The sequence below is a fragment of the Saccharothrix sp. CCNWYY140 genome (assembly GCF_037401995.1).
In the GTDB taxonomy this organism is placed as follows: Bacteria; Actinomycetota; Actinomycetes; order Mycobacteriales; family Pseudonocardiaceae; genus Actinosynnema.
This window is the reverse complement of the sequence record NZ_JBBEGC010000002.1, coordinates 115,726-141,605: the sequence shown is the minus strand read 5'-3', so window position 1 is coordinate 141,605 and position 25,880 is coordinate 115,726. Positions and strand designations below refer to the sequence as shown.

The window sequence follows — 25,880 nt, the reverse complement described above, 5'->3', positions numbered from 1 at the left end:
TGGCTGGTGACCATGCTGGACGCCGTGGACGACGAAGTGCCGGAAGACCTGCTGCGGCACGTCGTGCGGACGACCGGGATACCGCCGGGCCTCGCGCACCGGCTGGTCTCCGACGTCATGGGCTACTTCGTCGAAACCGCCACCGAATACGTGCGACGACGCCACGCCGAGCTGCAAGCGCAGGGAGAGAAGAACGCCACCATCTGGGACCGCCTCCGCCAGGAGCTGGACACCCGGCCGGTGGCCGCCCCGAAGTTCACCGAGCGCCAGCTGCGCCGGATCGTCTACGGCTGAAGGAGAACCACATGTGCGGAATCGTCGGGTACGTCGGCTCCCGGGACGCGGTGCCCCTCCTGCTGGAGGGCCTGCACCGCCTGGAGTACCGGGGCTACGACTCGGCGGGGGTGGCCGTGGCGGGCGAGGAGCTCCAGGTCGCCAAGACCGCCGGACGGGTCGCCGACCTGCGCCGGGTCGTCCCGGCGGGCATGAGCGGCACCACCGGCATCGCCCACACCCGCTGGGCCACCCACGGCGAGCCGAACGACCGCAACGCCCACCCGCACACCTCCGGCCGCATCGCCATCGTGCACAACGGCGTCTTCGAGAACTCCGACCGGCTGCGCGCCCAGCTCACCGCGCAGGGCGTCACCCTCGCCTCGGACACCGACAGCGAGGTCCTGGCCCACCTGGTCGCCCGCAGCGGCGCGGCCACCCTGGAAGACGCCGTCCGCGAGGCGTTGAGCCAGGTCGAGGGCACCTACGGCGTGATCGTCATGGACGCCGACCGGCCCGGCGAGCTGGTCGCGGCCCGGCGCGGCAGCCCGGTCGTGCTGGGCGTCGGGGAGCACGAGATGCTGGTCGCCTCGGACGTGTCCGCGCTGGTCAGGTTCACCCAGCAGGTCATCTACCTGGACGACGACGAGCTGGCCGCGATCACCGCCGACGGCTACCGCACCAGCACGATGGACGCCCGCTCCACCACCAAGTCGCCCACCTCGATCGACGTCGCCACCTCGGAGTACGAGCTGGGCGAGCACCCGGACTTCATGTACAAGGAGATGTCCGAGCAGCCCGAGGCCGTGGACCGCTGCCTGCGCGGTCGCCTGGACCACCGGTTCCAGTCCGCCCGCCTGGGCGGGGTGAACCTCAGCCCGCAGGACTACCAGCGCATCCGCCGCGTCAAGCTGCTGGGCTGCGGGTCGGCCTACTACGCCGGTCAGGTCGGCGCGGGCCTGATCGAGGAGCTGGCGCGCATCCCCGCCGACGCCGAGCCCGCCTCGGAGTTCCGCTACCGCAACCCCGTGGTGGACCCGGACACGCTGTACGTGGCCATCAGCCAATCCGGTGAAACCCTGGACACGCTCGCCGCCGTGCAGGAGCTCAAGCGCAAGGGCGGGCACGTCATCGGCGTGGTCAACGCGGTCGGCAGCACGATCGCCCGCGAGTGCGGCAGCGGGATCTTCCTGCACGCCGGTCCGGAGGTGTCGGTGGCGGCGACGAAGTCGTTCACCACGATGGCGGTGGCGCTGGCGATGCTCGCCGTGGACCTGGGCCGGGTCCGCGACCTGTCCATCACCGAGGGCCGCCGCGTGGTCACCAGCCTGGCCGAGCTCCCCGCCACGATCGCCAAGATCCTCGGCGCGGAGCCGGAGATCGCCGAGATCGCCCGCAAGTACGCGCAGGCCCGGCACATGTTCTTCCTCGGCCGGGTGCGCGGCTGGCCGGTCGCGCGGGAGGGCGCGCAGAAGCTCAAGGAGATCTCCTACCTGCACGCCGAGGCCTACCAGTCCGCCGAGCTCAAGCACGGCCCGCTGGCGCTGATCAACCCGGAGATGCCGTCGGTGGTGGTCGTCCCGGACGACGAGCTGCTGAGCAAGAACATCTCCACGATCGAGGAGATCAAGGCGCGCGGCGGGCCGGTGATCGCGGTGACCGACGCCGACCTGCCGCCGGGCCTGGCCACCGACGTGATCCGCATCCCCAAGGCGCACGACGCCCTGACGCCGATCACGCTGTCCGTGCCGCTCCAGCTGTTCGCCTACCACCTGGCCCGCGCGCTGGGCCGCGACATCGACCGGCCGCGCAACCTCGCGAAGAGCGTGACCGTGGAGTAGCGTCGCGGGCGGTTTTCAGCGGACCTTTCGGGAGGTGAGTGGCCCATGCCGAGTGACGGACCTCGCGTCGGCGCGCTCATCCCATCGGTGGATTTCGCGCGCTGACCCGTGCTCGTCACGTCGCCTTGCCGCCGTCGTGCGGCAAGGCTTGGTCGCGCTGAACGGACTCCATCGAGGACACACCGGGAGGTGAACGCGGAATGACCACCGTGGACATCCTGCTGCGGATCGGCTCGGGGCTCGGGCTGGGCGCGCTGATCGGGTTCGAGCGCCAGTACCGGGCGCGGATGGCCGGTTTGCGGACCAACGCGCTGGTCGCGGTGGGCGCGACGCTGTTCGTGCTGCTGTCGGCGCACGGTTTCGGCGACGCGCCCGGGTCCGCGGACCCCACCCGGGTGGCGGCGCAGGTCGTGTCGGGGATCGGTTTCCTGGGCGCGGGCGTGATCCTGCGCGACGGGCTGAGCGTGCGGGGGCTCAACACCGCGGCGACCCTGTGGTGCTCGGCGGCGGTCGGATCGCTGGCCGGGGCGGGGCTGCACCTGGTCGCGGCGGTGGGCACGGTCGCGGTGGTGGGGGTGAACGTCGCGCTGCGCTCGCTGGGACGGGCGGTGGACCGGCGCCCGGACAGCGGCGCCGAGGCCCCCACGCACTACACGTTCCTGGCCACGACCCGGGACGACGCCGAGGCCCACGTGCGCGCACTGCTGGTGCAGTCGTTGACCCGCACGGACTTCCGCCTGCTGTCCATCGCGTCCAGCAACCAGCGCGACGGGCTGGTGGAGGTGCGGGCGGAGGTGTCCGGCGGCCGGCGCGACGACCGGCAGATGGAGTCGACCGTGTCGAGGCTGAGCCTGGAGCCGGCGGTGACCAGCGTGCGCTGGCAGGCCAGCGAACAGGCCGCCGACGACGACTGAAGCAAGATCACCCGATCAAGCGACCCCGGGTTTCAGCGGAGTCGGGCTACTCTTGACGCGTGCCCACGACAGACGTCGGGCGCACCTCACCAACAGCCCAGCGATGGGCCGCCAGTCAGGAGTGATCAGCCATGAACCAGCGCTTCCGCCTCGCCCAGAGCACCCGACCGCTCACCTACCGCGCCCGCAGGTCCCCGCGCCCGGATCTCACGGGCCTCACCGGCCGACCGCCGCACGTCAGCCCCGCCGGCGGGCACCCGCAAGCCGGTCGCGCCGACAGCCCTCCGCACACCGGCCCCGCCGGCAGGCCCCGGCAGGTCAGCCCCGCCGACAGCCCTCCGCACGCCTGGGGGCGCGCCACCCCGGCCACCGCCGCGCCCCCGAACCTCCGGCCGCCCGGCGCGCCTCCGGATCCCCAGCCTCCCGCCGTGCCCCCGGATCCCCGGCCGCCCGGCGTGCGCTCAGGCTCGGCCGCGCCACAACCGCCAGGCCCGGGGGCTGGCGGGCGCGTGGTGGCTGTGCGCCTCGCCGAACCGCAGCCGGATGCGCGCCCCGCCGAGCCTTCCCCGCTCGACGTGGATCGTGCCTCCGGTCGCCTCCGCCGCCGCACGCGCGATGTCCAGTCCCAGCCCGGTCGACCCACCGCCCGAGGCGCCCCGGTGCAGCGCGCGTTCCGGGTCGGCGATGCCGGGTCCGCCGTCCTCGACCACGAGGGTCACCCACCCGGCGTGCTTGACCACCGCCACGGTCACCGCCGTGCGCGGCGGGGTGTGGTGGAAGACGTTCTCCAGCAGGGCGTCCACCACCGCACCCAGGGCGTCCGCCGACAGCAGCACGGGCGTGGGCTCGACCGGCAGGTCGACCTCGCACGGCCGCCCCTGGTCCTCCGCGTGCGCGGACCAGAAGCCCATGCGCGCCCCGACCACCTCGGCCACGTCGCAGCTGCCGGGCTCGGCGGCCGTCGCGACCGGGTGCAGGGACTCGATGATCCGGTCCACGTCGTGCTCCAGCGCGGTCACGGCGCTGCGGATGCGGTCGGCCACCGCTCCGGCGCCGATGGCGTCGGCGTCCAGCCGCAGCGCGGTGAGCGGGGTGCGCAGCCGGTGGGAGACGTCGGCGATCATCTCCCGTTCCTTGGCCAGCAGGCGTTCGGTGCGGTCGGCGGCGGCGTTGATGGCGGTGGCCAGCGCGGTCAGCTCGGGTGGGCCGTCGGCCCGGATGCGCACCCTGCCGTCGCCGTGGGCGATCTCGTCGGCGGTGTCGGCCATCGTGCGCACGGCCCGCATCGCCGGGGTGAGCACCCGCCGCCCGAGCGCGACCGCGCCCACCACCGCGACACAGGCCAGCAGCACCAGCGCGGCCAGTCGCGCGACCAGCCCGGTGGTGACCACGGGAGCGGGCGAGGAGACCTCCACGACCGCCCGCCGACCGTCCACAGTGGACACCGGTGTCATGCCCTCGCCGGACGAGGACACCGAGCCGCGGCCCGCGCCGATCGTGGTGCCGTCGGGCAGGTGCACGGCCAACCGGCCCTGCGCTCCGGCGGCCGTCCGGGCCAGCGCGCTGCGCACCGCGTCCGGGTCCGTGGTCACCGACAGCACGGCCGCGACCGTGGTGACCTCGTGCCGGTCGTCCGCGGCGGCCCGGGACCGGTCCACCGCCACCAGCAGCGCCCCCGCGCCCAGCACCAGGAGCACACCCACCAGCGTCGCCGACCACCGCAGCGCACGGGTGAGCAGACTCGTCATCCGGGCGCCACCAGCTTGAACCCGACACCGCGCACGGTGTGCAGGTAGCGCGGCTTCGCGGCGGTCTCCCCGAGTTTGCTGCGCAGCCACGACACGTGGACGTCGATGGTCTTGTCGTCGCCCAGGTACGGCTGCCCCCACACCGCTTGGAACAGCTCACGGCGCGGCACGACCCGACCCGGTCGTTCCGCCAGGTAGGAGAGGAGGTCGAACTCGCGGCGGCTCAGTGACAGCGGCTGGTCGGCACGGAAGGCCTGGCGCTGAGCCAGGTCCACCCGCAGGTCGCCCACGGCCAGCACGTCCCGCTTCTCCGGGCGGGCGCCGGCGGTGGTGCGGCGGAGCAGGGCGTTGATCCGGGCGTTGAGGTGCTCGGCGGAGAACGGCTTGACGATGTAGTCGTCGGCGCCGGCGTTCAGCGAGCCCACGACGGAGCTCTCGGCGCCGCGCGCGGTGGCGATGATCACCGGCACGTCGCTGACCCCGCGCAGCATGCGCAGGGCGGCGACACCGTCGAGGTCGGGCAGGCCGAGGTCCAGGATCACCAGGTCCGGCTCGCGGGTGCCCGCCTCGCGCAGGGCGGCCACCGCCGTGCCCACCGCGCGCACGTCGTGCCCGAGGTCGGTCAGCGCGTGGACCAGCGCCGCCTGGACCACCGGGTCGTCCTCGACCAGCAGCACCTTGGACATGTCAGGCAGGGTAAGGCCTGTCGGTGCCGGGTTGCCGGGGCGTTAGCGGGTTGTTGCGACTTATGGCAACCGTGCCTGGGTCTTAACGATCCCTTAGGGAAGACCGGGCTACTGTCTGCTCCACCGAAATCCAGGGTGCCGCGGATCACACCGCGGTGGGAATTGCAATTGTGCGGTCCCGCGGGACCGCGCACGAGGAGCGGGCGTGGCGGAAGTCGTTCTGAGCGGTCTCGGGAAAGTGTACGTCGACGGCACCCGCGCGGTCGACGACCTGAACCTGGAAATCCGCGACGGGGAATTCCTGGTGCTGGTCGGCCCCTCGGGGTGCGGCAAGACCACGGCGTTGCGGATGATCGCGGGCCTGGAAAGCGTGAGCGAGGGAGCGATCCGGATCGGGGAGAAGGTCGTCAACGAGGTCCCGTCGCGGGACCGGGACGTGGCGATGGTCTTCCAGTCCTACGCGCTCTACCCGCACCTGAACGTGTACGACAACATCGCGTTCGGACTCACCCTGCGGAAGCTGCCCAAGAAGGAGATCGACAAGCGGGTCCGCGAGGTGGCCGAAGTGCTGGAATTGCACGAGCACCTCGACCGGAAACCGCGGAACCTGTCCGGCGGGCAACGCCAGCGGGTCGCGATGGGACGCGCGATCGTGCGCGCTCCGCAGGCGTTCCTGATGGACGAGCCGCTGTCCAACCTGGACGCGAAACTGCGCGTGCAGATGCGTGCGCAGATCGCCCGCATCCAGCGCGACCTCGGCGTCACCACGGTCTACGTCACCCACGACCAGACCGAAGCGATGACCCTGGGCGACCGGGTGGCGGTGATGAAGCGGGGCGTCCTCCAGCAGGTCGGCCCGCCGCAGGAGCTCTACGACCGGCCGGTGAACCTGTTCGTCGCCGGGTTCATCGGGTCGCCGGGCATGAACCTGGTGACCGCGCGGCTGGACCGCGACGACGACGGGCACTACTGGGTGACCGTCGGCTCGGACGCGTTGCTGCTGCCCGAGTCCGTGCTGCTGGCCCGCCCCGTGCTGGCCGACTACGCGGGCCGGGACGTGGTGCTCGGGATCCGGCCCGAGGACATGGAGGACGCGGCCCTGGCCGACGCGCAGGAGGGGTCGATCCTGCACTCGGTGGCCGACCTGGTCGAGGCGATGGGCTCGGACGTGCTGGTGCACTTCCCGGTCGACGCCGCGCCCGTGGTCACCGACGACACCCGCGCGCTGGCCGAGGACGACGGCACCGCCGACCTGCCCAAGGCCGGGGGTGTGGTCCTGGTGGGCCGCTTCTCGCCCCGCACCCACATCTACGAGGGCCAGCCGGTGGCCACGTGGGTGGACACGTCCCGACTGCACTTCTTCGACCCGGCCACCGGGTTGTCGCTGTGGACCGACACGTCAGGAGATACCGAATGAGCCGCTTGAAGGTGACCGCCGCACTGGTCGCGGCGATCGCGACGGTGACCGCGTGCAGTGGTGGCACGACCGCCGGTGGAGGGGGCGGGAAGTCCCTGAGCGGGCAGACCGTCGAGGTGGTCGGCACCTGGTCGGGCGACGAGCAGCTCCGGTTCGAGCAGGTGCTGAGCGCGTTCAAGGAGAAGACCGGCGCCGAAGTGCGCTACACACCGGCCGGTGACGAGCTGCCGACCGTGTTGCAGACCCGGGTGCAGGGCGGGACACCGCCGAACGTGGCGCTGGTGGCCCAGCCGGGCCTGGTGGAGCAGCTGGCCAAGGCCGGTTCGGTCAAGCCGCTGTCGGCCGACGTGGAGAAGCTGGTCTCCGAGCACAACGCCGCGGTGTGGAAGAAGCTCGGCACGTTCGAGGGCAAGCTGTACGGCGTCTACTTCAAGGCCGCCAACAAGTCCACCGTCTGGTACAGCGAGAAGGCGTTCGGCCAGGTGGGCGCCGAGCCGCCGAAGACGTGGGAGGACTTCCTCAAGATCGGCCGCGCGGTGGTGGACACCGGCCAGGCCGCCGTCTCGGTGGGCGGCGCGGACGGCTGGACGCTGACCGACTGGTTCGAGAACGTCTACCTACGCACGGCCGGGCCGGAGAACTACGACAAGCTGGCCAAGCACGAGATCCCGTGGACCGACCCGTCGGTGCGCAAGGCGCTGGAGACCCTGGCGCAGCTGTGGGGCGACCCGCGGCTGGTCGACGGCGGCGGCGCGGGCGCGTTGCAGACCGAGTTCCCCAAGTCCGTGATCAACGTGTTCGGTGAGCCGCCGAAGGCCGCGATGGTGTTCGAGGCGGACTTCGTGGCGTCGGTGATCTCCACCAACACCAAGGCGAAGGTCGGCGAGGACGCGAAGTTCTTCAAGTTCCCGTCGATCGACGGCAGCAAGGACGCCGTGGTCGCCGGTGGTGACGTGGCCGTGCAGCTCAAGGACGACGAGGCCACCAACGAGCTGATGAAGTTCCTCGCCTCGCCCGACGCGGGCAAGGTGTGGGCGCAGCTGGGCGGGTTCCTGTCGCCGAACAAGGACATCCCCGAGGACAACTACCCCGACGACGTGACGCGGGAGCTGGCCAAGCAGCTGGTCGACGCGGGCGACAACGTCCGGTTCGACATGTCCGACCTGGCGCCGGCGGCGTTCGGCGGCACGAAGGGCGCGGGCGAGTGGAAGGCGTTGCAGGACTTCCTGGCCAACCCCGCCGACGTCGACGGGACGCTCCAGCGACTGGAGTCCGAGGCCGCGAAGGCGTACCAGAAGTGACCGTGACCGCACCGCGGTCCCCCGCCGGCTCCCGGGCCGGCGGGGGGCGCCGCAAGCTCGCCGTCGACCCCACTCCCGGGCGTTCGCCGCGCCAGGCGGTGCCGTTCCTGCTGCCCGCGCTGGTGGTGCTGTCCGCGCTGGTGCTCTACCCGCTGGTGTACTCGCTGGTGCGCAGCTTCTTCGACCGCTCCGGCTCGGGCTTCGTGGGCGTGTCGAACTACGTGAACCTGTTCACCGACCCGCGCACGCTCACCGCGTTCAAGAACAACGTGATCTGGGTGGTGGTCGCGCCGGCCGTGGTCACCGGCCTCGGGTTGATCTTCGCCGTGCTGACCGAGCGCATCAAGTGGGCCACCGCGTTCCGGCTGGTGCTGTTCATGCCGATGGCGATCTCGTTGTTCGCCTCGGGCATCATCTTCCGGCTGGTCTACGAGGAGGACCCGAAGCAGGGCGTGGTGAACGCCGTGACGGTCGGGGTGCACGACCTGTTCGCCGACCCGTCGCCCTACCCCGGCGCACGGCCCCGTGACGGGCAGCCGTTCAACCCGGCGGAGGAGGGGTTCACCAGCACGAAGACCTTCACACCGGGCACAGCCGTGTCCGTGCCGCTGGTCGGGTTCCAGCCGGGGCAGATCCCGAAGGAGGCGTCGCCGGCGTCGCAGCCCTCGTCCGACGCGCGCGAACTGCGCGGTGTGGTGTGGCTGGATGTGTCCGTGGGCGGCAAGGCCGGGCAGCTCGACCAGGGCGAACGCGGCATGCCGGGCCTGGTGGTGGAGGCCGTGCGGGACGGGCAGGTCGTCGGGCGGACCGCGACCGGCAACGACGGCCGGTTCACCTTCCCGGACCTGACCTCGGGCGACTACACGCTGCGGCTGCCGGCGACGAACTTCGCGCTGCCGTTCCGGGGCCTGACGTGGCTGGGGCCGTCGCTGATCACACCGGTGATCATCTCGTCGTGGATCTGGATCATGACCGGTTTCGCGATCACGTTCATCGCCGCCGGCTTGTCCGCGATCCCCCGGGACGCGCTGGAGGCGGCGCGGGTGGACGGCGCGACGGAGTGGCAGGTGTTCAAGCGGGTGACCGTGCCGCTGCTGTCGCCGGTGCTGCTGGTGGTGTTCGTGACGCTGGTGATCAACGTGTTGAAGATCTTCGAGTTGGTGTTCGTCATCGCGCCCGGCTCCGTGCAGGAGGAGGCGAACGTGCTGGCGCTCCAGATGTGGCAGGTGTCGTTCGGCGCGGGCGGCGACCAGGGCGTGGGCAGTGCGCTGGCCGTGGTGCTGTTCCTGCTGGTGGCGCCGGCGATGCTGTTCAACATCAGGCGATTCAGGCGGGAGCAGTCGTGACCGTGGTCGAGGTGTCGGTGAGCGGGGCGCCCCGGCGGGGTCTCGCGTCCCGGGTGGTGTCGCGGCTGGGCAGCGGTGTGGTGCAGGTGCTGCTCGCGCTGGTGGCGATCTTCTGGCTGGTGCCGGTGTTCGGCCTGCTGGTGGCGTCGCTGCGGCCGGAGTCGGCGAACACCGCGTCGGGCTGGTGGACGATCTTCACCAAGCCCACCGAGCTGACCCTGGGCAACTACGCCGACCTGGTGGGCAACTCCACGGTGCTGCGGTCGTTCCTGAACACCGTCTACATCGCCGTGCCGTCGACCGTGCTGGTCGTCGTGATCTCCGCGCTGGCCGCCTACGGGCTGGCGTGGATCGAGTTCCCGGGCCGGATCTGGCTGACCACGCTGGTCGTCGGGTTGCTGGTGATGCCGATCCAGGTGGCGCTGATCCCGGTGGCCAAGCTGTTCGGGTCGCTGGGCCTGTTCGGCACGATCGCGGGCGTGGTGCTGTTCCACGTGGCGTTCGGCCTGCCGTTCGCGATCTTCCTGCTGCGCAACTTCTTCGTGGGCATCCCGAAGGACCTCGTGGAGGCGGCGCGGATGGACGGCGCGCGGGAGTGGGTGATCTTCAAGCGGGTGGTGCTGCCGATCGCGAAGCCCGCGATCGCGTCGCTGACGATCTTCCAGTTCCTGTGGGTGTGGAACGACCTGTTGGTGGCGCTGGTGTTCGCCGACCAGGACTCCGCGCCGATCACGGTCGCGCTGCGCGCGCAGCTGAGGCAGTTCGGCACCAACATCGACCTGCTGTCGACGGGCGCGTTCCTGTCGATGATCGTGCCGCTGGCGGTGTTCCTGGCGTTCCAGCGCTACTTCGTCCAGGGCGTGCTGGCCGGGTCGACGAAGTGAGCCGGGAGCCCGTCCACCATTAGAAGCAGACCCAGCCGTGCCCGCTCGTCGTGCGCCCCGACACCCCGGCGCGCGAGAGCGGGCACGGCCGTCGTCGCGACCCTGGTGCCGGACCCCCGCCAGGGGGTCAGCCGGCGTCAGAGCCCGAGGGCACCCATCGCCGCGTCCACGGCCGCGTCGCACAACTCGTCGCGAGGCGCATCGGGGAACGCCATCACCGTGTCGGCGAGTCCGCCCAGAGCCACCACCGCCCGAACGGCACCGTCGAACGTGAGGTGCGGACCGACCAACAGGTGGGCCAGCCGGTGCCGCCAGCCGAGCACCCTTTCCACCAGGCCGAGGTCGTGCAGCGCGGTCAGCTCGCGCACCATCAGCGCCACCACTTCCCGGTGGTGGTAGTGCAGGGCGAAGTACCGCCGCAGCAACTCGCGCGGGTGGAGCCGGTCGTGTTCGGCGGCGAGCACGAAGGCGTCACCATCGGCGATCAGCGGCTCGATGATGCTGCGCACCAGGTCCTCGCGGGACGCGAAGTGGTAGTACAGCGCGGGTTTGGTGACGCCGATCCGGTCGGCGATCTCCTGGAGGCTGGTGCGCTCCATCCCCTGCTTGAGGAACAACTCGCGCGCCACCGCCTGCGCGCGCTCCCTCGTGTCAGACCGCCCTCGGGACATTCCCGCAGCTTACCGACTTAACGATCGGTAAGGCTTGCGACACCACCTCGCCTGACTTACCATCCGTTAAGTAATCTACTTACCGGTTGGTCAGTGACGGGGTGGGGTCATGGGGGTTCTGATCTCCGGTGCGAGTGTCGCCGGGCCGGTGGTGGCGTACTGGCTTGCGCGCCGCGGGGTGGACGTGACGGTGGTGGAGCGGGCGCCGGCGTTGCGGAAGAGCGGTGGGCATGCGGTCGATCTCTTCCGGCCCGCGATGGACATCGCCGAGCGGATGGGGGTCTTGCCGGACGTGCTCGAGCGCGAGACCGGTACCGCCCACATGACCCTGCACTCGCCCGGCGCGCGGCCGGTGGACCTCGACCTGCGCCGCTTCTTCGGCACGCTGTCCGACCGGCACGTCGAGATCATGCGCGACGACCTGAGCGAGGTCTTCCACAACGCCACGCGGGACGACGTCGAGTACGTGTTCGACGACTCGATCACGTCGATCTCCCCGGACGGCGAGGTGACCTTCGAGCACGGCGCACCCCGCCGGTTCGACGTGGTCGTGGGGGCGGACGGCTTGCACTCCAACGTTCGGCGCCTGGTCTTCGGCGACGTGCCGGAGCACTTCATCGGCGCGTACCTGGCGGTGCAGTCGTTGCCGCGCGACTTCGGCCGGGACAACCACACGACGTGCCACGTGCGGCCGGGCAAGATGGCCGCGATCTACACGGCGAACCACCTGGCCGACGCGCGGGCGGTGTTCCTGTTCCGCAGCGAGCAGCTCGACTACCACTACCGCGATACCGACCGGCAGAAGCAGTTGCTGCGGGAGGCGTTCGCGGAGATGCCCGAGGTCGCGCCGTGGCTCGACCAGGACGGGACGTTCTACTTCGACTCCATCACCCAGCTGCGCCTGGACACCTGGTCCCGGGACCGCGTGACCTTGGTCGGCGACGCCGCCTACTGCCCGGGTCCGGCAGTCGGCGGCAGCACCAGCCTCGCGGTGGTCGGCGCGTACGTGTTGGCCAATGAGCTGGCCGCCCACGACAACCCGACCGAGGCGTTCGCCGCTTACGAACGCGAGATCGGCGACTACGTGCGCCGCAGCCGCGAGTTCGCCCTGACCGCGGCCCGCCGCCTGCTGCCCCGCACGAACCGAGCCGTCTGGCTGCTGCGCAACGGCAGCCGCCTGTTCACCCACCTCCCGCCGCCCGTGGGCCGGGCGCTGATGAAGCTCAACGGCAACTCGCTTCGGCTGCACGACGAGGTGGAGGTGAAGAGGTACCCGGACCTCGCCGGAAAGGCCTAGCGACCGGTGGGGTGACGGGCGCAGCGGCAGGCGGTAGGCGCGGGCGTAGCGGCGGGCGTGGGGGGCGGGCGTGGGGGTGCGTGGGGGCGGGGCGCGTGCAGCGCAGGAAGCGGGTTCCCCCGGCCCCGAAAACCGGGGGAACCCGCCGCACTACCACTGGATGGATTCCAGCGAGTCCAGGGGCGGCCGGTCGTCCAGGGACTCCGGCATGGCCAGCGAGTCCGCAGCCTGCAAGGACGGCGGGAAGGTGAAGCCGCAGCGGGTTTCGATGTCGGACAGGCGGACCTGGAAGACGCGGAACTCGTCCAGTTCCAGGGCTTCCAGCTGGTTCAGGTTCTGGGTCAGGATGAACGCCCTCGCCTTGAGCTTGCCCTGCTCCACGAACGCGATGACCTTCCAGTACTCGCGCGGCAGGCGCACGCCGCGGAACACCCGGTCATCCGCCTGGAACACCGGGCCGCCGTAGACGCTGACGCGCAGGTCCTCCACGTCGACGTCGGCCAGCACCGCGTCCTCCAACCTGCCCCACAGGCCGCGTTTCGCGCTCTGGTTGAAGTCGTCCATCTGCGGGGTGATGTTGGTGAAGAAGAACGAGTCGACGTTGGCCTGCTCCGCCTCGTCCAGCGATCCCCACAGCAGGTCCGCGCGCCGGGCGATGTGGCCGCGGTCGAGGCGGTTGCCCTTGTAGAGGTCGTCGCCGACCTGGAACTCCGGGGGGATGCGGGAGTCGAGGATGAACGGGATGCCGCTGCGGTTCAATGTCTTCAGCGTCTTGCCGTCGATGTTCCACGCCACCCAGAACGCGAACCGGCGCGACTTGCTCATCGCGAGCGAGAAGTGCGTGTAGTCCACGACCTCGCTGCCGCCCAGCAGGACCGCGTCCGCCTGGGCCGTCGCGCCCAGGGTCGGCAGGCCGGTGGGGACGCTGAGGAAGTCGGGCGCGAAACCCTTCTGGGGCCGCGCGGGCTTCTTCGGCGGCTTGACGGTGACGCCGAGTTTCTCGAACACCGACTGCGGCAGGCACGCCAGCGCGTGCTCGTCGGTGCTGCCGTTGGTCTCGCCGCCGAAGTGCAGGCCCGCCATCGTCCGGGTGACCTTGCCGTTGGCGGCCTTGAACAACCAGGCCGCGCCGGAGTCGCCGGGCATGCTGATCTCGCCGCCGGGCGCGGGTTTGGCCGGGTCGGGGCCGATCTCGAAGCAGCCGATCTCCTTCTCGCCGATCGTGCCGCCGTAGTTGATCTTGACCAGCGCGTCGACGCGGCGCACCACGCCGTGCGTGACGCCGGTGGTCCGGCCGCTCTTGACGACCTTGTCGCCCAGTTCCGGCTCGCCGATCTTCTCGACGGTGACGCCGAGGTCCACGACCTCCGTGCCGAACCGGCGGTCCTCGATGCTGGCGATGGCGCAGTCGCCAGCCGCGCCCAGGTGCGAGCGGACGAGGCGGCCGAGCCGGTTGAGGTCGGTGCGGTTGTCGTCGTGCGGGCCCGGCTGGACGATCGCGTCCCCCAACGCGCCGTTCGGGCCGTGCAGCACGTGCCAGCACGACAGCACGTAAGGCGTGCCGTCGACGCGGTCGTAGACGATCGTGCCGACCGTGCCCGCGGGCACCGACGGGTGCGAGGCGCTGACGCCGGGCACCACCGGGTCGATGCGGGACTTCCGCTCGCCCGAGGTGCGTTCGGCGACGACCTGGAAGTTGGCCTTGTAGTCGCGCTGGAGCACGTCGGTGGGCACTTCGACGCCGTCGACGACGATGCACTTGGGCAGCGGCTCCGTGCCCAGCGCTTCCAGCGCCGACTCCTCCGCCTTCTGCTTGACGGTGAACTGGATGGCGATCTCGTCGGTCGGCTTGCCGTCCTCGACCTTGTAGCCGATGCCGATCGAGGACACGTTGCCGTCGCGCAGGTAGTCGGCGCCCTTGGTGCGCACGAACTGCCGCAGCGCCGCCATCAGCGCGTCGTTCTTCTTCTTGGCCATGAGCGCGACCCCCTGTGTGCGCACGTCGGTGGCCTTGGTGTCGACGTGCTCCTACCCCTTGTTAGCCATTCGGCCGCGCGTTCACCCGTTCAGCCCAGCGCGCACCGCCGAACGTCCTCAACCACAACGCTGCCAAGGGAACATGACCGTTGGACGAACGTGCGGTAGCGCAAGATCCTAAGTCAGCTAAAGGAGTCCGTGATCACGGGCGTACAGCGCGGCCTGCGTGCGGTCGCGCAGGCCCAATCGGCCCAGCACGCGGGAGATGTGGTTCTTCACCGTGCCTTCGGCCAGGTGCAGGCGGCGGCCGATTTCCCGGTTGGTGCTGCCCGCCGCGACCAGCCGCAGCACCTCGATTTCGCGCTCTGTAAGCGAATGGTCACCGACAGCTCGGGGTCGCACGGCGTTCGCCAGCCGGCTCGCCGCCGCCGGGTCGAACTGGGCGATGCCGTCGTGCGCGAGCCGCACCGCCGCCGCCAGCTCGCGCGCGGGCCGGTCCTTGAGCAGGTAGCCGCTCGCTCCGCCGCGCAGCGCCCGCACGACGTAGTCCTCGTCGTCGAACGTCGTCAGCATCACCACCCGGCACGACGGCAGCCGCGCCCGCAGCTCGCCCAAGGCCTCGATGCCGTCCATCACCGGCATGCGGACGTCCATCAGCACGACGTCCGGCGTCAAGGACACCGCCACGTCCACCGCCTCGCGCCCGTCGCCGGCCGTGCCGACGACTGCAATGCCGTCTTGGATGTCCAGCAGTGACGCGATGCTGTCCCGGATCAGCCGTTGGTCGTCCACCACCAGCACGCGCACGTCGGTCACCGCGGCACCCGCACCGTCAGCCGGGTGCCCTCACCGGGCGCGCTGCGCACGTCGACCGCGCCACCCACGGCCGCGACCCGCTCGCGCATGCCGGACAACCCGAAACCCTCCTCGGCCACCGAGAACCCCCGCCCGTCGTCGGCCACGACCAACTCCGCCCCCAGATGTCCACAATGGACCTTCACGGACACCGTGCGGGCGTCGGCGTGCCGCAGAGCGTTGGTGATGCCCTCCTGCGCCGCCCGGTACACCGCCAGCAGCACGGCCGGGTCGTACCCGTTCTCGTCGCCGGCGCACTCCACGTCGACCTTCAACCCCTGGGCCAGCTCCGCCAACGCCGACGACAACCGGAACGGTTCACGCAACGCCCGCACGGACCGCCGCACGTCCTCCAACGCCCGCCGGGCCGACTCACGGGCGTCGTCCAACGCCTTGTCGGCCACCGAAGGGTCGAGGTCCCGGAACGCCGACGCCTTCTCCAGCAACACCGACACCGCGGTGAGGTGGTGCCCCAACCCGTCGTGAACGTCCCGAGCGAGCCGGTTGCGCTCGGCGGCGGCGGACAACTCCGCGAGCCTGACCCGCCCGCGCTGCTCCTCCACCGCCACCGCGGCCATCGCGAGGGTCAACACCAGCCCCACGGCGAACATCAGCAGGTCCGACACGCGCTCCACGTCGTGCGTCCAGCCCGGCGCGGTCACGCTGAACGACACCACGACCAGCCCGACGCACCCCACCCCGAGCACGACCGCCACCACCCGGCCGAAGGCGAAGTACGCGCCGAAAGGCAGCAGCAACAACAACACCCGCGCCATGCCCGACCCGTCGGACGCCGCCACGAGCACCACCAACGCCGCCCGCACCACCAGGAACGGCACCGGTTTCGCGTACCGGGGCTCGGCCAGGTCCAGCACGACCAGCGCCGCCAACCCGCCGACGAACCAGCCGAACCGGGTCTCCCCCAGCCCGGCCAGGCCCGCGTACCCGCCCGCGAGCAGCACCGCGCCGTAGAGCAGGGGCGACAACCAGGGAACCGGACGCACGACCGCAGGCTACTTCCGTTCCGCCGCCACGCCGAGGTGCCGATCGGCACCTTTCCGGCACCGCCGGACCACGGGCCGGTCGGCACTCCCGGCCGTGACGCGCGCACACCTAGCGTCACCGGCCATGAGCTTCCTGTTGCGGTTCGGCGCCGTCTGCGGCGCGCTGTCCGGTCTGTTCATCGCCGTCCCCGGCGCGCTGGAGGCGTTCACCGGGGAAACCCTCGCCACCAGCCTGGTGATCGGCGTGTCCCCCGCCCTGTCCCTCCCCCTGCTCACCGCCCTGCACCTCGCGCAACGCCACACCGCCGGCCGCCTGGCCACCAGCGGGTACGCGGTCAACGTCGTCGGGCTCGGCCTGTTCGGCGCGGCGGCGTACGCGTTGAACGTCGTGCTGTTCCCGCTCGGCGTCACGCCCGCCGCGCCGACCCGGGTCGCGCTGCTGGCCAGCGCCGCGGTGTTCGCCGTGGGGTGCGTGTGGTTCGCGGCGGGCATGCTGCGGGCGGGCGTCCACCCGCGGGTGCCGGTGTGGATCTACCTGGTCGTCCTGCCGGTGTTCACCCTCGCCGCCCGCCTGCCCGACACCCCGTTGATCAGCGCCCTGCACGTGCTCGTGGGCGGCGCGCTGGTCTGGTTGGCGGTGTCGGTCTACCCGAAGGCGGCCACCGCCGATCCGGCACCGAGCAGCACGGGATACAACGTTGGCACAACGTTGTAAAAACCCGGTCCGCCCATTACGCTCCCCCGCGTCGAGGACGCCCGAGCGAGAGCAGGAGAGCCCCGTTGGCTGATGTGTGGGTCGCGCCGGGCCGGATCAACCTCATCGGCGAGCACACCGACTACAACGACGGCTTCGTGCTGCCGATCGCCCTGCCCCACGCCGTGCGGATCACCGCAGCACGCCGGGACGACGGCGTGCTGCGCGTGCGGTCGCGCCAGGCCCCTGGGGTGACGGAGGTGCCGGTGGCGGACCTCGCGCCGGGCGTGGTCACGGGATGGGCCGCGTACGTGGCCGGCGTGGTGTGGGTGCTGCGCGAGGCGGGGTACGACATCGGCGGGTTCGACCTGCTGGTGGACGGCAACGTGCCGCTGGGCGCGGGTCTGTCGTCGTCGGCGGCGTTGGAGAGCGCCACCGCGTTGGCCGTCACGGAGTTGTCCAATGTGGACGTCGACCGTTTCGCCTTGGCGCGGTTGGCGCAGCGGGCCGAGAACGACTTCGTCGGCATGCCGTGCGGTATCATGGACCAGGCCGCTTCGCTGCTCGCGCAGGAGGGGCACGCGTTGCTGTTGGACACGCGGACCCTCGGCACGGCCCACATCCCCTTCGACTTGGCGGCCCAAGGACTGCGGTTGCTGGTCGTGGACACCCGCGCGCCGCACCGGTTGGTGGACGGCGAGTACGCGGCGCGGCGAGCCTCCTGCCACAAGGCCGCCGAGATGCTGGGAGTACCGGCGCTGCGGGACGTGACCGAGGTGCCGGAAGGACTGCCGGAGGAGTTGCTGCGGCGGGTGCGGCACATCGTCACCGAGAACCAGCGGGTGTTGGACGTGGTGGAGTTGTTGCGGGCCGGGGAGTTCCGCGCGACCGGTCCACTGCTGACCGCGTCCCACGTGTCGTTGCGGGACGACTACGAGGTCACCGTGCCCGAGTTGGACGTGGCCGTGGAGGCGCTGCTGGATGCCGGCGCCCTGGGTGCCCGCATGACCGGCGGCGGGTTCGGCGGCTGCGTGATCGCCCTGGTGGACGCGGAGAAGGTGGCCGGTTGTGAAACGGCCGTCCGGAAGGCGTTCACGCACAACGACTTCACCGCGCCCGAGTTCTTCACCGCGACCGCATCGGCCGGGGCACGAGCGGAGGGCTAGACCACCGAGGTCCGAGCCGGCCGGGTTTCCCGTCGGACACCTGGCCGACACCTGGGCTTAGAAGTCAAGGATGGTCCTCGCTCACCTTGCCGGTGTACGCACTGTGTATGTCCCCACTGACACGGCGAACCCTGATCGCCGGCGGCATCGCCAGTGCCGGCGTCACGGTCCTCGCCCCCACCTCCGCCAACGCCATCGCCTACCCGTTCACCCTGGGTGTCGCGTCCGGTGAGCCCGCGCCGGACGGCTTCGTGATCTGGACCAGACTGGCCCCCAGCCCGCTCAACACCGACGGCCTCGGTGGCATGTCCAGCGCGAACGTCGCCGTGGACTGGCAGGTCGCCACCGACAACCGGTTCAGCCAGGTGGTGCGCTCCGGGACGTTCACCGCCACCCAGTCCTGGGCGCACAGCGTGCACGTCGTGGTCACCGGCCTGGAGCCGGGCCGCGAGTACTTCTACCGGTTCCGGGCGCTGGGCTACCTCTCCCAGGTCGGCCGCGCGGTCACCGCGCCCGCCGTGGGCACCTCCCCCGCGCTGACCATGCTGTTCACCTCGTGCTCGCACTTCGAGGCAGGCTACTTCACCGCCTACCGGCGCATGGCCGAGGAGAACCCGCACCTGATCCTGCACCTGGGCGACTACATCTACGAAGGCGCGGCGTCCACCACGAACGTCCGCAAGCACGCCCCCACGGTCGAGATCGACGACCTCGCCGACTACCGCGTGCGGCACGCGCAGTACAAGGGCGACCCGGACCTCCAGGCCGCGCACGCCGCCGCGCCCTGGCTGGTCGTATGGGATGACCACGAGGTGGAGAACAACTACGCCAACCTCATCCGCAACGACTCCTCCCCCGCCGGTGACTTCCGGGCGCGGCGGGCGGCGGCGTACAAGGCGTACTACGAGCACATGCCGCTGCGGCCCGCCCAAGCGCCGGTGGCGGAGAACATGCAGCTGTACCGGCGGGTCCGGTGGGGCAGCCTGGCCACGTTCCACATGCTCGACACCCGCCAGTACCGCGACGACCAGGCCTGCGGCGACGGCACCAAGGTGTGCCCGGAGGCCGACGACCCGGCACGCACGCTGACCGGCACGGCGCAGGAGACCTGGCTGCTCGACGGCATGCGGCAGAAGCTGGCCACATGGGACTTCCTGGGCCAGCAGGTGTTCTTCGCGCAGAAGCTGGCCTCCGCCGACGGCGCCAAGTCGATGGACTCGTGGGACGGCTACACCGCCAACCGGGACCGGTTGCAGCGCGGGTGGGACGCGGCCGGGCTGCGGAACACCGTAGTGCTGACCGGTGACGTGCACCGGTCGTGGGCGAGCAACCTGATGCTCAACTACAACACCCAGGACAAGATCATCGGCACCGAGCTGGTGACCACGTCGGTGACGTCCGGCGGCGACGGCAACGCGGCCGACACCGGGCTGTCCAGCCTCAACCCGCACGTGAAGTTCTACAAGAACCTGCGCGGGTACGTCCGCACCGTCACCACGTCCAGCCAGATGGCGGTGGACTTCCGCTGCGTGGACAGGGTGACCGCGCGCGACTACCCCGTCAAGACCGTCCAGAGCTACGTCGTCCAAGCGGGCAACCCCGGATTGCAGGCGCCATGAAGAAGATCCTCGCTCTGACCGCCGCTCTCATGCTGGCGGTGACCGGCACCGCGTCCGCCGCCGTCATGTGGTCCACCGCGAACAGCACGTCCACCGGCGACCAGGACAACGCGGCCGTGTCGGCGGTGCGCAACGGCTGGACCGCCGTGGTGTGGGAGGACGACCGCGACACCGCGACCCCCACCGACCCCGTGCACAGCGACGTGTGGATCAGGCTGTTCAAGGACGGCGTGTCCCGCTACGAGAAGAAGTTGTCCGCCGGTGGCACCGGGAACTGGCGGCACGTCCAGCCCGACGTGGCCCTGCACGACGACGGCAGCGCGGTCGTGGTGTGGGCGGAAGACCCGGACGGCAACGGGTTCTACAACATCGCCGTGCGCGTGGTGCGGACCGACGGGACGATCGCCGGTTCCGCGACCGCGAACGCGTCCTCGGACGGCCAGCAGCTCAACCCAGCCGTGGCCGCCGACCCCGACACCGCCGGGTTCGCCGTGGTGTGGGAGGACAAGCAGTCCACCACGAACCCGACCGTGCGCATCTCCGGTTTCGCGTCGGTGACCTCCAAGACGTACGAGGCTCAGGTGCACACCGCCGGCGGCACGCACCAGCGCCCGGACGTGGCGATGGGCGCGGCGGGCAACGCCGTCGTCGTGTGGGAGGAGGACGGTGACGGCAACGGGTTCTTCAACGTGGGCCGCAAGATCTTCACCCCGTCCGGCGGGGTGAAGCTGGCGCAGGGCGTGGCCAACGCGTCCGGCGGCGGGCAGCAGCGCCGGCCGGTGGTGGCGGCGAACTTCAACGGCGACCACGCGGTGGCCTGGGAGACCGACCACACCGGCACGGCGGAGGTGGCGGTGCGCTCGTTCCTGGCGTCCGGCGCCGCTTCGTCCACTGTGGACACGATGCTGGCGGGCGCCGATCCGCAGGTGGGCATCGACGACCAGCGCGGCGTGGTGGTCACGTCGGTGGTGGCGTCGGACGTGTGGACGCAGGGCTTCAACCCCGACGGTTCCACCGCGGGCCGCCTGGCCCGCCAGTCCACCAACCAGACGGTGACCGGCCGCCAGGACGAGCCCGCGCTGGGCGTGGACGCGTGGGGCCTGATCACCATCGCCTACACCGACGACAACGACGGCAACGGCTTCGACCAGGCCTACCTGGGCACCGGCTGGCAGAACAGCACCTGGTGACCCCTCGGTGACGGCGGCGCGCCCCCCGCTACGGGAGCGCGCCGTCCTGGTACTGCTTGGCCAGCCGCTTGGGCGCGCGGCACAGCCACGCCTCGGTGATCAGCTCGGCGAGTTCCTCTTGACCGATCCGTTCCAGCCGGACCAGCACGCCCGGGAACCCGTCGAAGTGCGGGATGGTGAAGTAGACGTCCGGGTCGTCGGCCAGCAGCGCTTCCTTGACGCCCTCGTCGGCCACCCGAGCACCGAGGATCGGACCTTCGGGCACGACACCGCCCAGGTCCTGGTGGTCGCGCTTGCGCAGCGGCCGGTCCCACACGAACGCCTTGTCCTTCACCCGCCAGGCGGGCAGCCCGTCGTAGGAGGGGTGCTCGTCGGTCTCCGGCAGCGCCAGGGCGATCCGGCGCACGTCGTCCCAAGTGGCCATGCCGCACCCTAACCCCGACATCGATCGTTGGCATGACCAACGTCTGGTGCTATCGTTGGCGTCACCAACATTGGATAGACCAACGGAGTACCTCGTGATCGAGCCCTTCAAGCTGGACGTCCCCCAGGCCGACCTCGACGACCTCATGAACCGCCTCGCCCGTACCCGCTGGACCGACGAGCTGCCCGAGGCCGGCGGCGACTACGGCATCCCCGTCGCCCGCGTCCGGGGCCTGGTCGAGCGCTGGAAGTCCTTCGACTGGCGGGCCGTCGAGGCCAAGCTCAACGCCTATCCGCAGTTCACCACCACCATCGACGACCAGAACGTGCACTTCCTGCACGTGCGCTCCGACCGCGAGGACGCCCTGCCGCTGGTCCTCACCCACGGGTGGCCCAGCTCGGTGCTGGACTTCCTCGACGTCGTCGAGCTCCTGCGCCGGGACTTCCACCTGGTCGTCCCGTCCATCCCCGGCTTCGGCCCCTCCGGACCCACTCGCGAGCGCGGCTGGACCATCGAACGCGTCGGCCGGGCGTGGGCCGAGCTGATGGACCGGCTCGGCTACGACCGGTACGGCGCTCAAGGCGGCGACTTCGGCTCGGGCATCTCCCAGGCGGTCGCGGCGGCGGCGCCGGACAAGGTGGTCGGCGTGCACCTCAACTACCTGCCGACCCCGCCGCCGGCGAGCACCGAGGGCCTGTCCGAGACCGACCTCGCACGCGTCGAGCACATCAAGCGGTTCATGGCGCAGCGGCCCGGCTACCAGGTCATGCACATGACCAAGCCGCAGGTCGTCGCGTACGGGATCACCGACTCCCCGGTCGGCTTGCTGGGATGGGTGGCGGACAAGTTCTTCGAATGGCTCGACCCGAACTCCGACGTCGACGACGACCGGCTGCTGGAGGTCGTGACCCTCTACTGGCTCACCGGCACCGCCGGCTCCGCGCTGCGCCTGGCGAAGGAAGGCCCTGGTAGCGCGATCCCGTGCCCCGTTCCGGTGGGTATGGCGGTGTTCCCGGCCGACATCATCCTGGCCGTGCGCGGAGTGGCGGAGCGGCGGCTGGACGTGCGGCGGTGGACCGAGTTCGACCGCGGCGGCCACTTCCCGGCCCTGGAGGTGCCCGACCTGCTGGCGGAGGACATCAGGACGTTCTTCGCCGACCTGCGCTAGACGACCAGCGACACACCGGTCGCCGTCACGATCACGGCGACCGCCCCGTCCAGCACGCGCCACGCCGAGGCCCGCGCGAACACCCCCGACAACCACCGCGCGCCGAACCCCAGGCAGCAGAACCACAGCACGCTGGCGGCCATCGCGCCCACGCCGAACCACCACCGCTGGTCGGCGAACCCGGTGGATGCGGTGCCCAGCAGCAGCACGGTGTCCAGGTAGACGTGCGGGTTGAGCCAGGTCAGCGCCAGGCACGTGAGGATCGTCCCGCCCGCGCCGCCGACCAGCACGCCGGGCTTCAGCATCCGCCGCACCGCCAGCACCCCGTACCCGATCAGGAACGCCGCGCCGAACCAGCGCACCACCTCCAGCACCACCGGCCACGCCGACAGCACCGTCCCCACTCCGCCCACGCCGACCGCGATCAGCACCGCGTCCGAGGCGGCGCAGATCGCCACGATGGCCACGACCCGTTGGCGCAGAACGCCTTGCCGCAGCACCAAGGCGTTCTGCGCTCCGATGACGGCGATCAACGACAACCCCATGCCGAGTCCGGCCAGCAACGCGTGCATCACGTCCACCGACGCTAAGAACCCATCAAGGATTAGGCCAGCTAAAGTTCCTTAAGTATCATTAGCAGCCGTGATGCTGGATCCGGACGCCGTCAAGACCCTCCTCGCCGTCGTGGACGAGGGCACCTTCGACGCCGCCGCCAAAGCCCTGCACGTCACGCCCAGCGCGGTCAGCCAGCGCATCAAAGCGCTGGAACAGCGCACCGGCCGGGTCCTGCTGGTCCGCGCCAAGCCCGCCAAGCTGACCGAGTCCGGCCAGGTGATCGCCCGCTACGGCCGCCAACTGGCGTTGCTGGAACAGGACACCGCCACCGGCCTGGGCCTGACCGAACGACCCACGGCGATCCAGGTGGCCGTCAACGCCGACTCGCTCAACACGTGGTTCCGGGACGTGGTCCGCGAACTGGCCACCGACGACGACCTCGTGCTCGGCGTCCTGCGCGACGACCAGGACCACACCGCCGAAGCCCTGCGCCAGGGCCTGGTCGTCGCGGCCGTCACGTCCTCGCCGCAACCCGTGCAGGGGTGCAGCGTCCGCCCGCTGGGCAGCATGCGCTACCACGCGGTGGCCAACAAGACCTTCGCCAAACGCTGGCGGGGCAAGGACTTGTCCACCGTGCCGGTGGTCGTGTTCGACGACAAGGACGACCTCCAGGACGCCTTCTGCCGCCGCATCACCGGCAAGGAAGCCTCGACCCACCGCCACTACCTGCCCGACGGCCCGGTCTTCGAAGACGCCGTGGTCGCGGGCGCCGGGTGGGCGTTGCTGAGCGAACACCAGATCAAACGGCACCGCGGCCTGGTCCACCTCTACCCGGACGACCCTGTGGACGTCCCCCTGCACTGGCAGCAGTGGAAACTCGACTCCCCGCCGCTGCAACGGGTCGCGGACGCCGTTTTCCGCGCCGCACGGGCAGATCTGCACTGACGGACTACGCTGCCGGCATGGGCGAACCGCTCGCACCCCCGGAGTTCACCGCACCCGACTGGCGCGTGCTCGGCGAGGGCGCGTGCGCGTTCTTCCTGACCGCGTCCTTCGCCGACGCCGCCCGCCTGGTCGCGGCCATCGCCGAGGTGGACCGCCACCCCGACGTGGACATCCGGCCGGACGGCGTGCTGGTCCGGCTGCTCACCACCACCCCCGACCACTGCGGCCTGACCACCGACGACCTCGACGCCGCCCACCGCATCTCGGCGTCGGCCGCCGCGCTGGGCCTGCGCGCCGATCCCTCCGCGCTCCAGACCGTCCAGGTGACCATCGACGCGATGGACATCCCGGCGGTGATGCGGTTCTGGCGTGCCGTGCTCGACTACACCCCGCGCCTCGACAACCCCGACGAAGACCTGGTCGACCCGCGCGGCCGTGGAACTTCGTTGTGGTTCCAGCAGATGGACACGCCCAGGGTGCAGCGCAATCGCTTGCACTTCGACGTGTGGGTGCCGTTCGAGCACGCACACCGGCGCATCGCGGCGGCCATCGACGCCGGCGGACGGCTGGTCACCGACCGGCACGCGCCGGCCTGGTGGGTACTGAAAGACCCCGAGGGCAACGAAGTCTGCATAGCCACCATCCGAGGCCGCTGAGTCAGCGCACGCGGAACGTGATGCCCGCTTTCACCAGCCGCTCGGTCAGCGCGTCGCCCATCGCCACCGCCGTGGTCACCTGACCGGACGTCTCCGGCAGCGAGTCGAAAGCCAGGCACAGCGCGGACTCGCTGAGCATCTTCGCCGTCTCCCCGTACCCGGGATCGCCGCCGGAGACCTCGGTGACCACCCGCTCCCCGCCGCCCTCGCCGTAGAAGAGCACCTTGAACCACGACCGCGCCCGCTGCTCCGGGCTCGGACCCGACCCGGGCTTGCGCCGGTCCAGCAGCCACCGCCGCACGGGCGGCACCTGGGCCAGCCCCATCAACGCGCCCACGCCGCCGACCACACCCACCGCCACGGGCAGCCGCCGCACCGCGATGTGGTGGCTGTAGGTGAACTCCGGCCCGTACCGGTCCAGCGCGGCGGCCGAGCGCAGCACCACCTGCGGGTCGATGGTCGGCGCGGGCAGGACCCACGCGCCCACCCGCCGGTCGTACCGCGGCGCGCTCACCTTGCCGCGCACGACCCGCCCGGACGGCCTGCCCTCGACCTGCCTGCGCCGCCGCGCGACCTCCGCCATCGACCGCCAGCGGGAGAACGCGGTGACCGCCGAGTGGAACGTCCCGCCCGAGAACGTCCCCGACGCGGTGACGAAACCCTCCACGGTGAGCGGCACGCCCTCGGGCAGGCGGCCGACCGTGAAGTGCACGCCCAGGTCGTAGGGGACCGAATCGAACCCGCATGCGTGCACCAGCCGCGCCCCGGACTCCACCGCGGTCGCGTGGTGGCGCAGGTAGGTCCGGTCGACGAACTCGGGTTCGCCGGTCAGGTCCACGTAGTCCGTCCCGGCCCGCGCGCACGCGGCCACGAGCCCGTCCCCGTAGTGGATGTACGGCCCGACGGTCGTGATCACCACTCGTGTGGACTCGGCGACCGCACGCAGAGAACCTGGATCGGTCGAGTCGGCGACCAGCACGTCCGGTTCGCTCACCGACACGTCCGGGCTGCTCACGCCGGACAGGGACGATCGCACCGCGTCGAGCTTGCCCCGGTCCCGTCCCGCCAGTGCCCAGCGCGCCCCGGCGGGCAGGCGCCCCGCCAGGTACTCGGCGGTGAGCCGGCCGGTGAAACCGGTGGCGCCGAACAGCACGAGGTCGTACATCCGCAAGCCCTCCCGAAGGTCTTTCACAACGACAACGACGTCATTGTCGGCGGGTGACGGCGTTATCGCGCAGTTCACCATCCC

At 71.1% G+C, this 25,880-nt stretch carries 24 protein-coding genes; 15 read left to right on the top strand and 9 right to left on the bottom strand.

What is annotated here, in order from left to right:
* The first annotated feature begins 12 nt into the window (after positions 1-12).
* The 3 genes from WBN91_RS01920 (at position 13) to WBN91_RS01910 (ending at position 3,028) form a co-directional block, all read left to right on the top strand.
* Positions 13-294: a hypothetical protein gene (locus tag WBN91_RS01920; RefSeq protein WP_443217644.1), complete on the top strand. Its 282-nt coding sequence runs from the start codon at positions 13-15 to the stop codon at positions 292-294.
* Positions 295-305: 11 nt separating this feature from the next.
* A complete protein-coding gene (glmS, locus tag WBN91_RS01915; protein WP_337722830.1) occupies positions 306-2,114 on the top strand; it encodes a glutamine--fructose-6-phosphate transaminase (isomerizing) in 1,809 nt (602 codons plus the stop codon).
* 200 nt (positions 2,115-2,314) lie between these two features.
* Positions 2,315-3,028 carry an MgtC/SapB family protein gene (locus tag WBN91_RS01910; protein WP_337722829.1) on the top strand — a complete coding sequence of 238 codons (714 nt, stop codon included), beginning with the start codon at positions 2,315-2,317 and terminating at the stop codon, positions 3,026-3,028.
* A 461-nt stretch (positions 3,029-3,489) separates the two neighbouring features.
* Here WBN91_RS01910 and WBN91_RS01905 read toward each other — a convergent pair whose 3' ends face one another.
* A complete protein-coding gene (locus WBN91_RS01905) occupies positions 3,490-4,776 on the bottom strand; it encodes a sensor histidine kinase (RefSeq protein WP_337722828.1) in 1,287 nt (428 codons plus the stop codon).
* Complete coding sequence (locus tag WBN91_RS01900; protein WP_337722827.1) at positions 4,773-5,462, bottom strand: response regulator transcription factor; 690 nt, start codon at positions 5,460-5,462, stop codon at positions 4,773-4,775. The genes WBN91_RS01905 and WBN91_RS01900 overlap by 4 nt, the downstream gene beginning before the upstream one ends.
* Positions 5,463-5,667: 205 nt before the next feature.
* Between WBN91_RS01900 and WBN91_RS01895 the strand changes: the two genes are divergently transcribed.
* Genes WBN91_RS01895 through WBN91_RS01880 form a run of 4 tightly spaced genes read left to right on the top strand, consistent with a single transcriptional unit; the run spans position 5,668 to position 10,410 of the window.
* Entirely contained in the window at positions 5,668-6,879 is a 1,212-nt protein-coding gene (locus tag WBN91_RS01895) for an ABC transporter ATP-binding protein (protein ID WP_337722826.1), read from the top strand.
* A complete protein-coding gene (locus tag WBN91_RS01890) occupies positions 6,876-8,180 on the top strand; it encodes an ABC transporter substrate-binding protein (RefSeq protein ID WP_337722825.1) in 1,305 nt (434 codons plus the stop codon). The genes WBN91_RS01895 and WBN91_RS01890 overlap by 4 nt, the downstream gene beginning before the upstream one ends.
* A gap of 2 nt (positions 8,181-8,182) precedes the next feature.
* Positions 8,183-9,526, top strand: coding sequence for a carbohydrate ABC transporter permease (locus WBN91_RS01885; protein WP_337722824.1), 1,344 nt, complete (start codon positions 8,183-8,185; stop codon positions 9,524-9,526).
* The gene (locus WBN91_RS01880) at positions 9,523-10,410 is read left to right on the top strand and encodes a carbohydrate ABC transporter permease (RefSeq protein WP_337722823.1); all 888 of its coding nucleotides are present in this window, start codon (positions 9,523-9,525) and stop codon (positions 10,408-10,410) included. Before WBN91_RS01885 ends, WBN91_RS01880 begins: the two co-directional genes overlap by 4 nt.
* Before the next feature lie 137 nt (positions 10,411-10,547).
* Here the strand turns inward: WBN91_RS01880 and WBN91_RS01875 are convergent, their stop codons facing one another.
* Entirely contained in the window at positions 10,548-11,081 is a 534-nt protein-coding gene (locus WBN91_RS01875; RefSeq protein WP_337729353.1) for a TetR/AcrR family transcriptional regulator, read from the bottom strand.
* Positions 11,082-11,190: 109 nt separating this feature from the next.
* On the opposite strand from WBN91_RS01875, the gene WBN91_RS01870 reads away from it, so the two are divergent.
* Positions 11,191-12,378: an FAD-dependent monooxygenase gene (locus WBN91_RS01870; RefSeq protein ID WP_337722820.1), complete on the top strand. Its 1,188-nt coding sequence runs from the start codon at positions 11,191-11,193 to the stop codon at positions 12,376-12,378.
* A gap of 150 nt (positions 12,379-12,528) precedes the next feature.
* On the opposite strand, the gene WBN91_RS01865 is transcribed toward WBN91_RS01870, so the two are convergent.
* The 3 genes from WBN91_RS01865 to WBN91_RS01855 all read right to left on the bottom strand — a co-directional run bounded on the left by WBN91_RS01865 (position 12,529) and on the right by WBN91_RS01855 (position 16,214).
* Complete coding sequence (locus WBN91_RS01865; protein WP_337722819.1) at positions 12,529-14,379, bottom strand: DNA/RNA non-specific endonuclease; 1,851 nt, start codon at positions 14,377-14,379, stop codon at positions 12,529-12,531.
* A 162-nt stretch (positions 14,380-14,541) separates the two neighbouring features.
* A complete protein-coding gene (locus WBN91_RS01860) occupies positions 14,542-15,171 on the bottom strand; it encodes a response regulator transcription factor (protein WP_337722818.1) in 630 nt (209 codons plus the stop codon).
* Positions 15,168-16,214 (bottom strand): sensor histidine kinase, encoded by a 1,047-nt coding sequence (locus tag WBN91_RS01855; protein ID WP_337722817.1) that lies wholly within the window; start codon positions 16,212-16,214, stop codon positions 15,168-15,170. The genes WBN91_RS01860 and WBN91_RS01855 overlap by 4 nt, the downstream gene beginning before the upstream one ends.
* 124 nt (positions 16,215-16,338) lie before the next feature.
* On the opposite strand from WBN91_RS01855, the gene WBN91_RS01850 reads away from it, so the two are divergent.
* The 4 genes from WBN91_RS01850 (at position 16,339) to WBN91_RS01835 (ending at position 20,883) form a co-directional block, all read left to right on the top strand.
* The gene (locus tag WBN91_RS01850; RefSeq protein WP_337722816.1) at positions 16,339-16,929 is read left to right on the top strand and encodes a hypothetical protein; all 591 of its coding nucleotides are present in this window, start codon (positions 16,339-16,341) and stop codon (positions 16,927-16,929) included.
* 65 nt (positions 16,930-16,994) lie between these two features.
* Positions 16,995-18,074 carry a galactokinase gene (galK, locus tag WBN91_RS01845; RefSeq protein ID WP_337722814.1) on the top strand — a complete coding sequence of 360 codons (1,080 nt, stop codon included), beginning with the start codon at positions 16,995-16,997 and terminating at the stop codon, positions 18,072-18,074.
* A gap of 107 nt (positions 18,075-18,181) precedes the next feature.
* Positions 18,182-19,693 (top strand): alkaline phosphatase D family protein, encoded by a 1,512-nt coding sequence (locus WBN91_RS01840; protein WP_337722813.1) that lies wholly within the window; start codon positions 18,182-18,184, stop codon positions 19,691-19,693.
* On the top strand, positions 19,690-20,883 hold the full coding sequence (locus WBN91_RS01835; RefSeq protein ID WP_337722812.1) for a hypothetical protein: 1,194 nt from the start codon (positions 19,690-19,692) through the stop codon (positions 20,881-20,883). The genes WBN91_RS01840 and WBN91_RS01835 overlap by 4 nt, the downstream gene beginning before the upstream one ends.
* A gap of 28 nt (positions 20,884-20,911) precedes the next feature.
* Here WBN91_RS01835 and WBN91_RS01830 read toward each other — a convergent pair whose 3' ends face one another.
* Positions 20,912-21,307: an MmcQ/YjbR family DNA-binding protein gene (locus WBN91_RS01830; protein ID WP_337722811.1), complete on the bottom strand. Its 396-nt coding sequence runs from the start codon at positions 21,305-21,307 to the stop codon at positions 20,912-20,914.
* Between the two features lie 94 nt (positions 21,308-21,401).
* Between WBN91_RS01830 and WBN91_RS01825 the strand changes: the two genes are divergently transcribed.
* Positions 21,402-22,475, top strand: coding sequence for an epoxide hydrolase family protein (locus tag WBN91_RS01825; RefSeq protein ID WP_337722810.1), 1,074 nt, complete (start codon positions 21,402-21,404; stop codon positions 22,473-22,475).
* On the opposite strand, the gene WBN91_RS01820 is transcribed toward WBN91_RS01825, so the two are convergent.
* On the bottom strand, positions 22,472-23,047 hold the full coding sequence (locus tag WBN91_RS01820; protein WP_337722919.1) for a LysE/ArgO family amino acid transporter: 576 nt from the start codon (positions 23,045-23,047) through the stop codon (positions 22,472-22,474). The genes WBN91_RS01825 and WBN91_RS01820 overlap by 4 nt on opposite strands.
* Positions 23,048-23,120: 73 nt before the next feature.
* Here WBN91_RS01820 and WBN91_RS01815 point away from each other — a divergent pair, with 73 nt between their 5' ends.
* Together WBN91_RS01815 and WBN91_RS01810 are read left to right on the top strand one after the other, a co-directional pair.
* Positions 23,121-23,975, top strand: a complete 855-nt coding sequence (locus WBN91_RS01815) for a LysR family transcriptional regulator ArgP (protein WP_337722918.1) — start codon at positions 23,121-23,123, stop codon at positions 23,973-23,975.
* Positions 23,976-23,992: 17 nt separating this feature from the next.
* A complete protein-coding gene (locus WBN91_RS01810; RefSeq protein WP_337722809.1) occupies positions 23,993-24,631 on the top strand; it encodes a VOC family protein in 639 nt (212 codons plus the stop codon).
* Position 24,632: 1 nt separating this feature from the next.
* Here the strand turns inward: WBN91_RS01810 and WBN91_RS01805 are convergent, their stop codons facing one another.
* A complete protein-coding gene (locus WBN91_RS01805; RefSeq protein ID WP_337722917.1) occupies positions 24,633-25,796 on the bottom strand; it encodes a saccharopine dehydrogenase family protein in 1,164 nt (387 codons plus the stop codon).
* Positions 25,797-25,880 lie beyond the last annotated feature (84 nt).

Bases quoted from the DNA above. Each gene is read 5' to 3' on its own strand.
- WBN91_RS01920 (WP_443217644.1), top strand. From the start codon at position 13: ATGCTGGACGCCGTGGACGACGAAGTGCCGGAAGACCTGCTGCGGCAC.
- glmS (WP_337722830.1), top strand. From the start codon at position 306: ATGTGCGGAATCGTCGGGTACGTCGGCTCCCGGGACGCGGTGCCCCTC.
- WBN91_RS01910 (WP_337722829.1), top strand. From the start codon at position 2,315: ATGACCACCGTGGACATCCTGCTGCGGATCGGCTCGGGGCTCGGGCTG.
- WBN91_RS01905 (WP_337722828.1), bottom strand. From the start codon at position 4,776: ATGACGAGTCTGCTCACCCGTGCGCTGCGGTGGTCGGCGACGCTGGTG.
- WBN91_RS01900 (WP_337722827.1), bottom strand. From the start codon at position 5,462: ATGTCCAAGGTGCTGCTGGTCGAGGACGACCCGGTGGTCCAGGCGGCG.
- WBN91_RS01890 (WP_337722825.1), top strand. From the start codon at position 6,876: ATGAGCCGCTTGAAGGTGACCGCCGCACTGGTCGCGGCGATCGCGACG.
- WBN91_RS01875 (WP_337729353.1), bottom strand. From the start codon at position 11,081: ATGTCCCGAGGGCGGTCTGACACGAGGGAGCGCGCGCAGGCGGTGGCG.
- WBN91_RS01870 (WP_337722820.1), top strand. From the start codon at position 11,191: ATGGGGGTTCTGATCTCCGGTGCGAGTGTCGCCGGGCCGGTGGTGGCG.
- WBN91_RS01850 (WP_337722816.1), top strand. From the start codon at position 16,339: ATGAGCTTCCTGTTGCGGTTCGGCGCCGTCTGCGGCGCGCTGTCCGGT.
- WBN91_RS01840 (WP_337722813.1), top strand. From the start codon at position 18,182: ATGTCCCCACTGACACGGCGAACCCTGATCGCCGGCGGCATCGCCAGT.
- WBN91_RS01835 (WP_337722812.1), top strand. From the start codon at position 19,690: ATGAAGAAGATCCTCGCTCTGACCGCCGCTCTCATGCTGGCGGTGACC.
- WBN91_RS01830 (WP_337722811.1), bottom strand. From the start codon at position 21,307: ATGGCCACTTGGGACGACGTGCGCCGGATCGCCCTGGCGCTGCCGGAG.
- WBN91_RS01820 (WP_337722919.1), bottom strand. From the start codon at position 23,047: ATGCACGCGTTGCTGGCCGGACTCGGCATGGGGTTGTCGTTGATCGCC.
- WBN91_RS01815 (WP_337722918.1), top strand. From the start codon at position 23,121: ATGCTGGATCCGGACGCCGTCAAGACCCTCCTCGCCGTCGTGGACGAG.
- WBN91_RS01810 (WP_337722809.1), top strand. From the start codon at position 23,993: ATGGGCGAACCGCTCGCACCCCCGGAGTTCACCGCACCCGACTGGCGC.
- WBN91_RS01805 (WP_337722917.1), bottom strand. From the start codon at position 25,796: ATGTACGACCTCGTGCTGTTCGGCGCCACCGGTTTCACCGGCCGGCTC.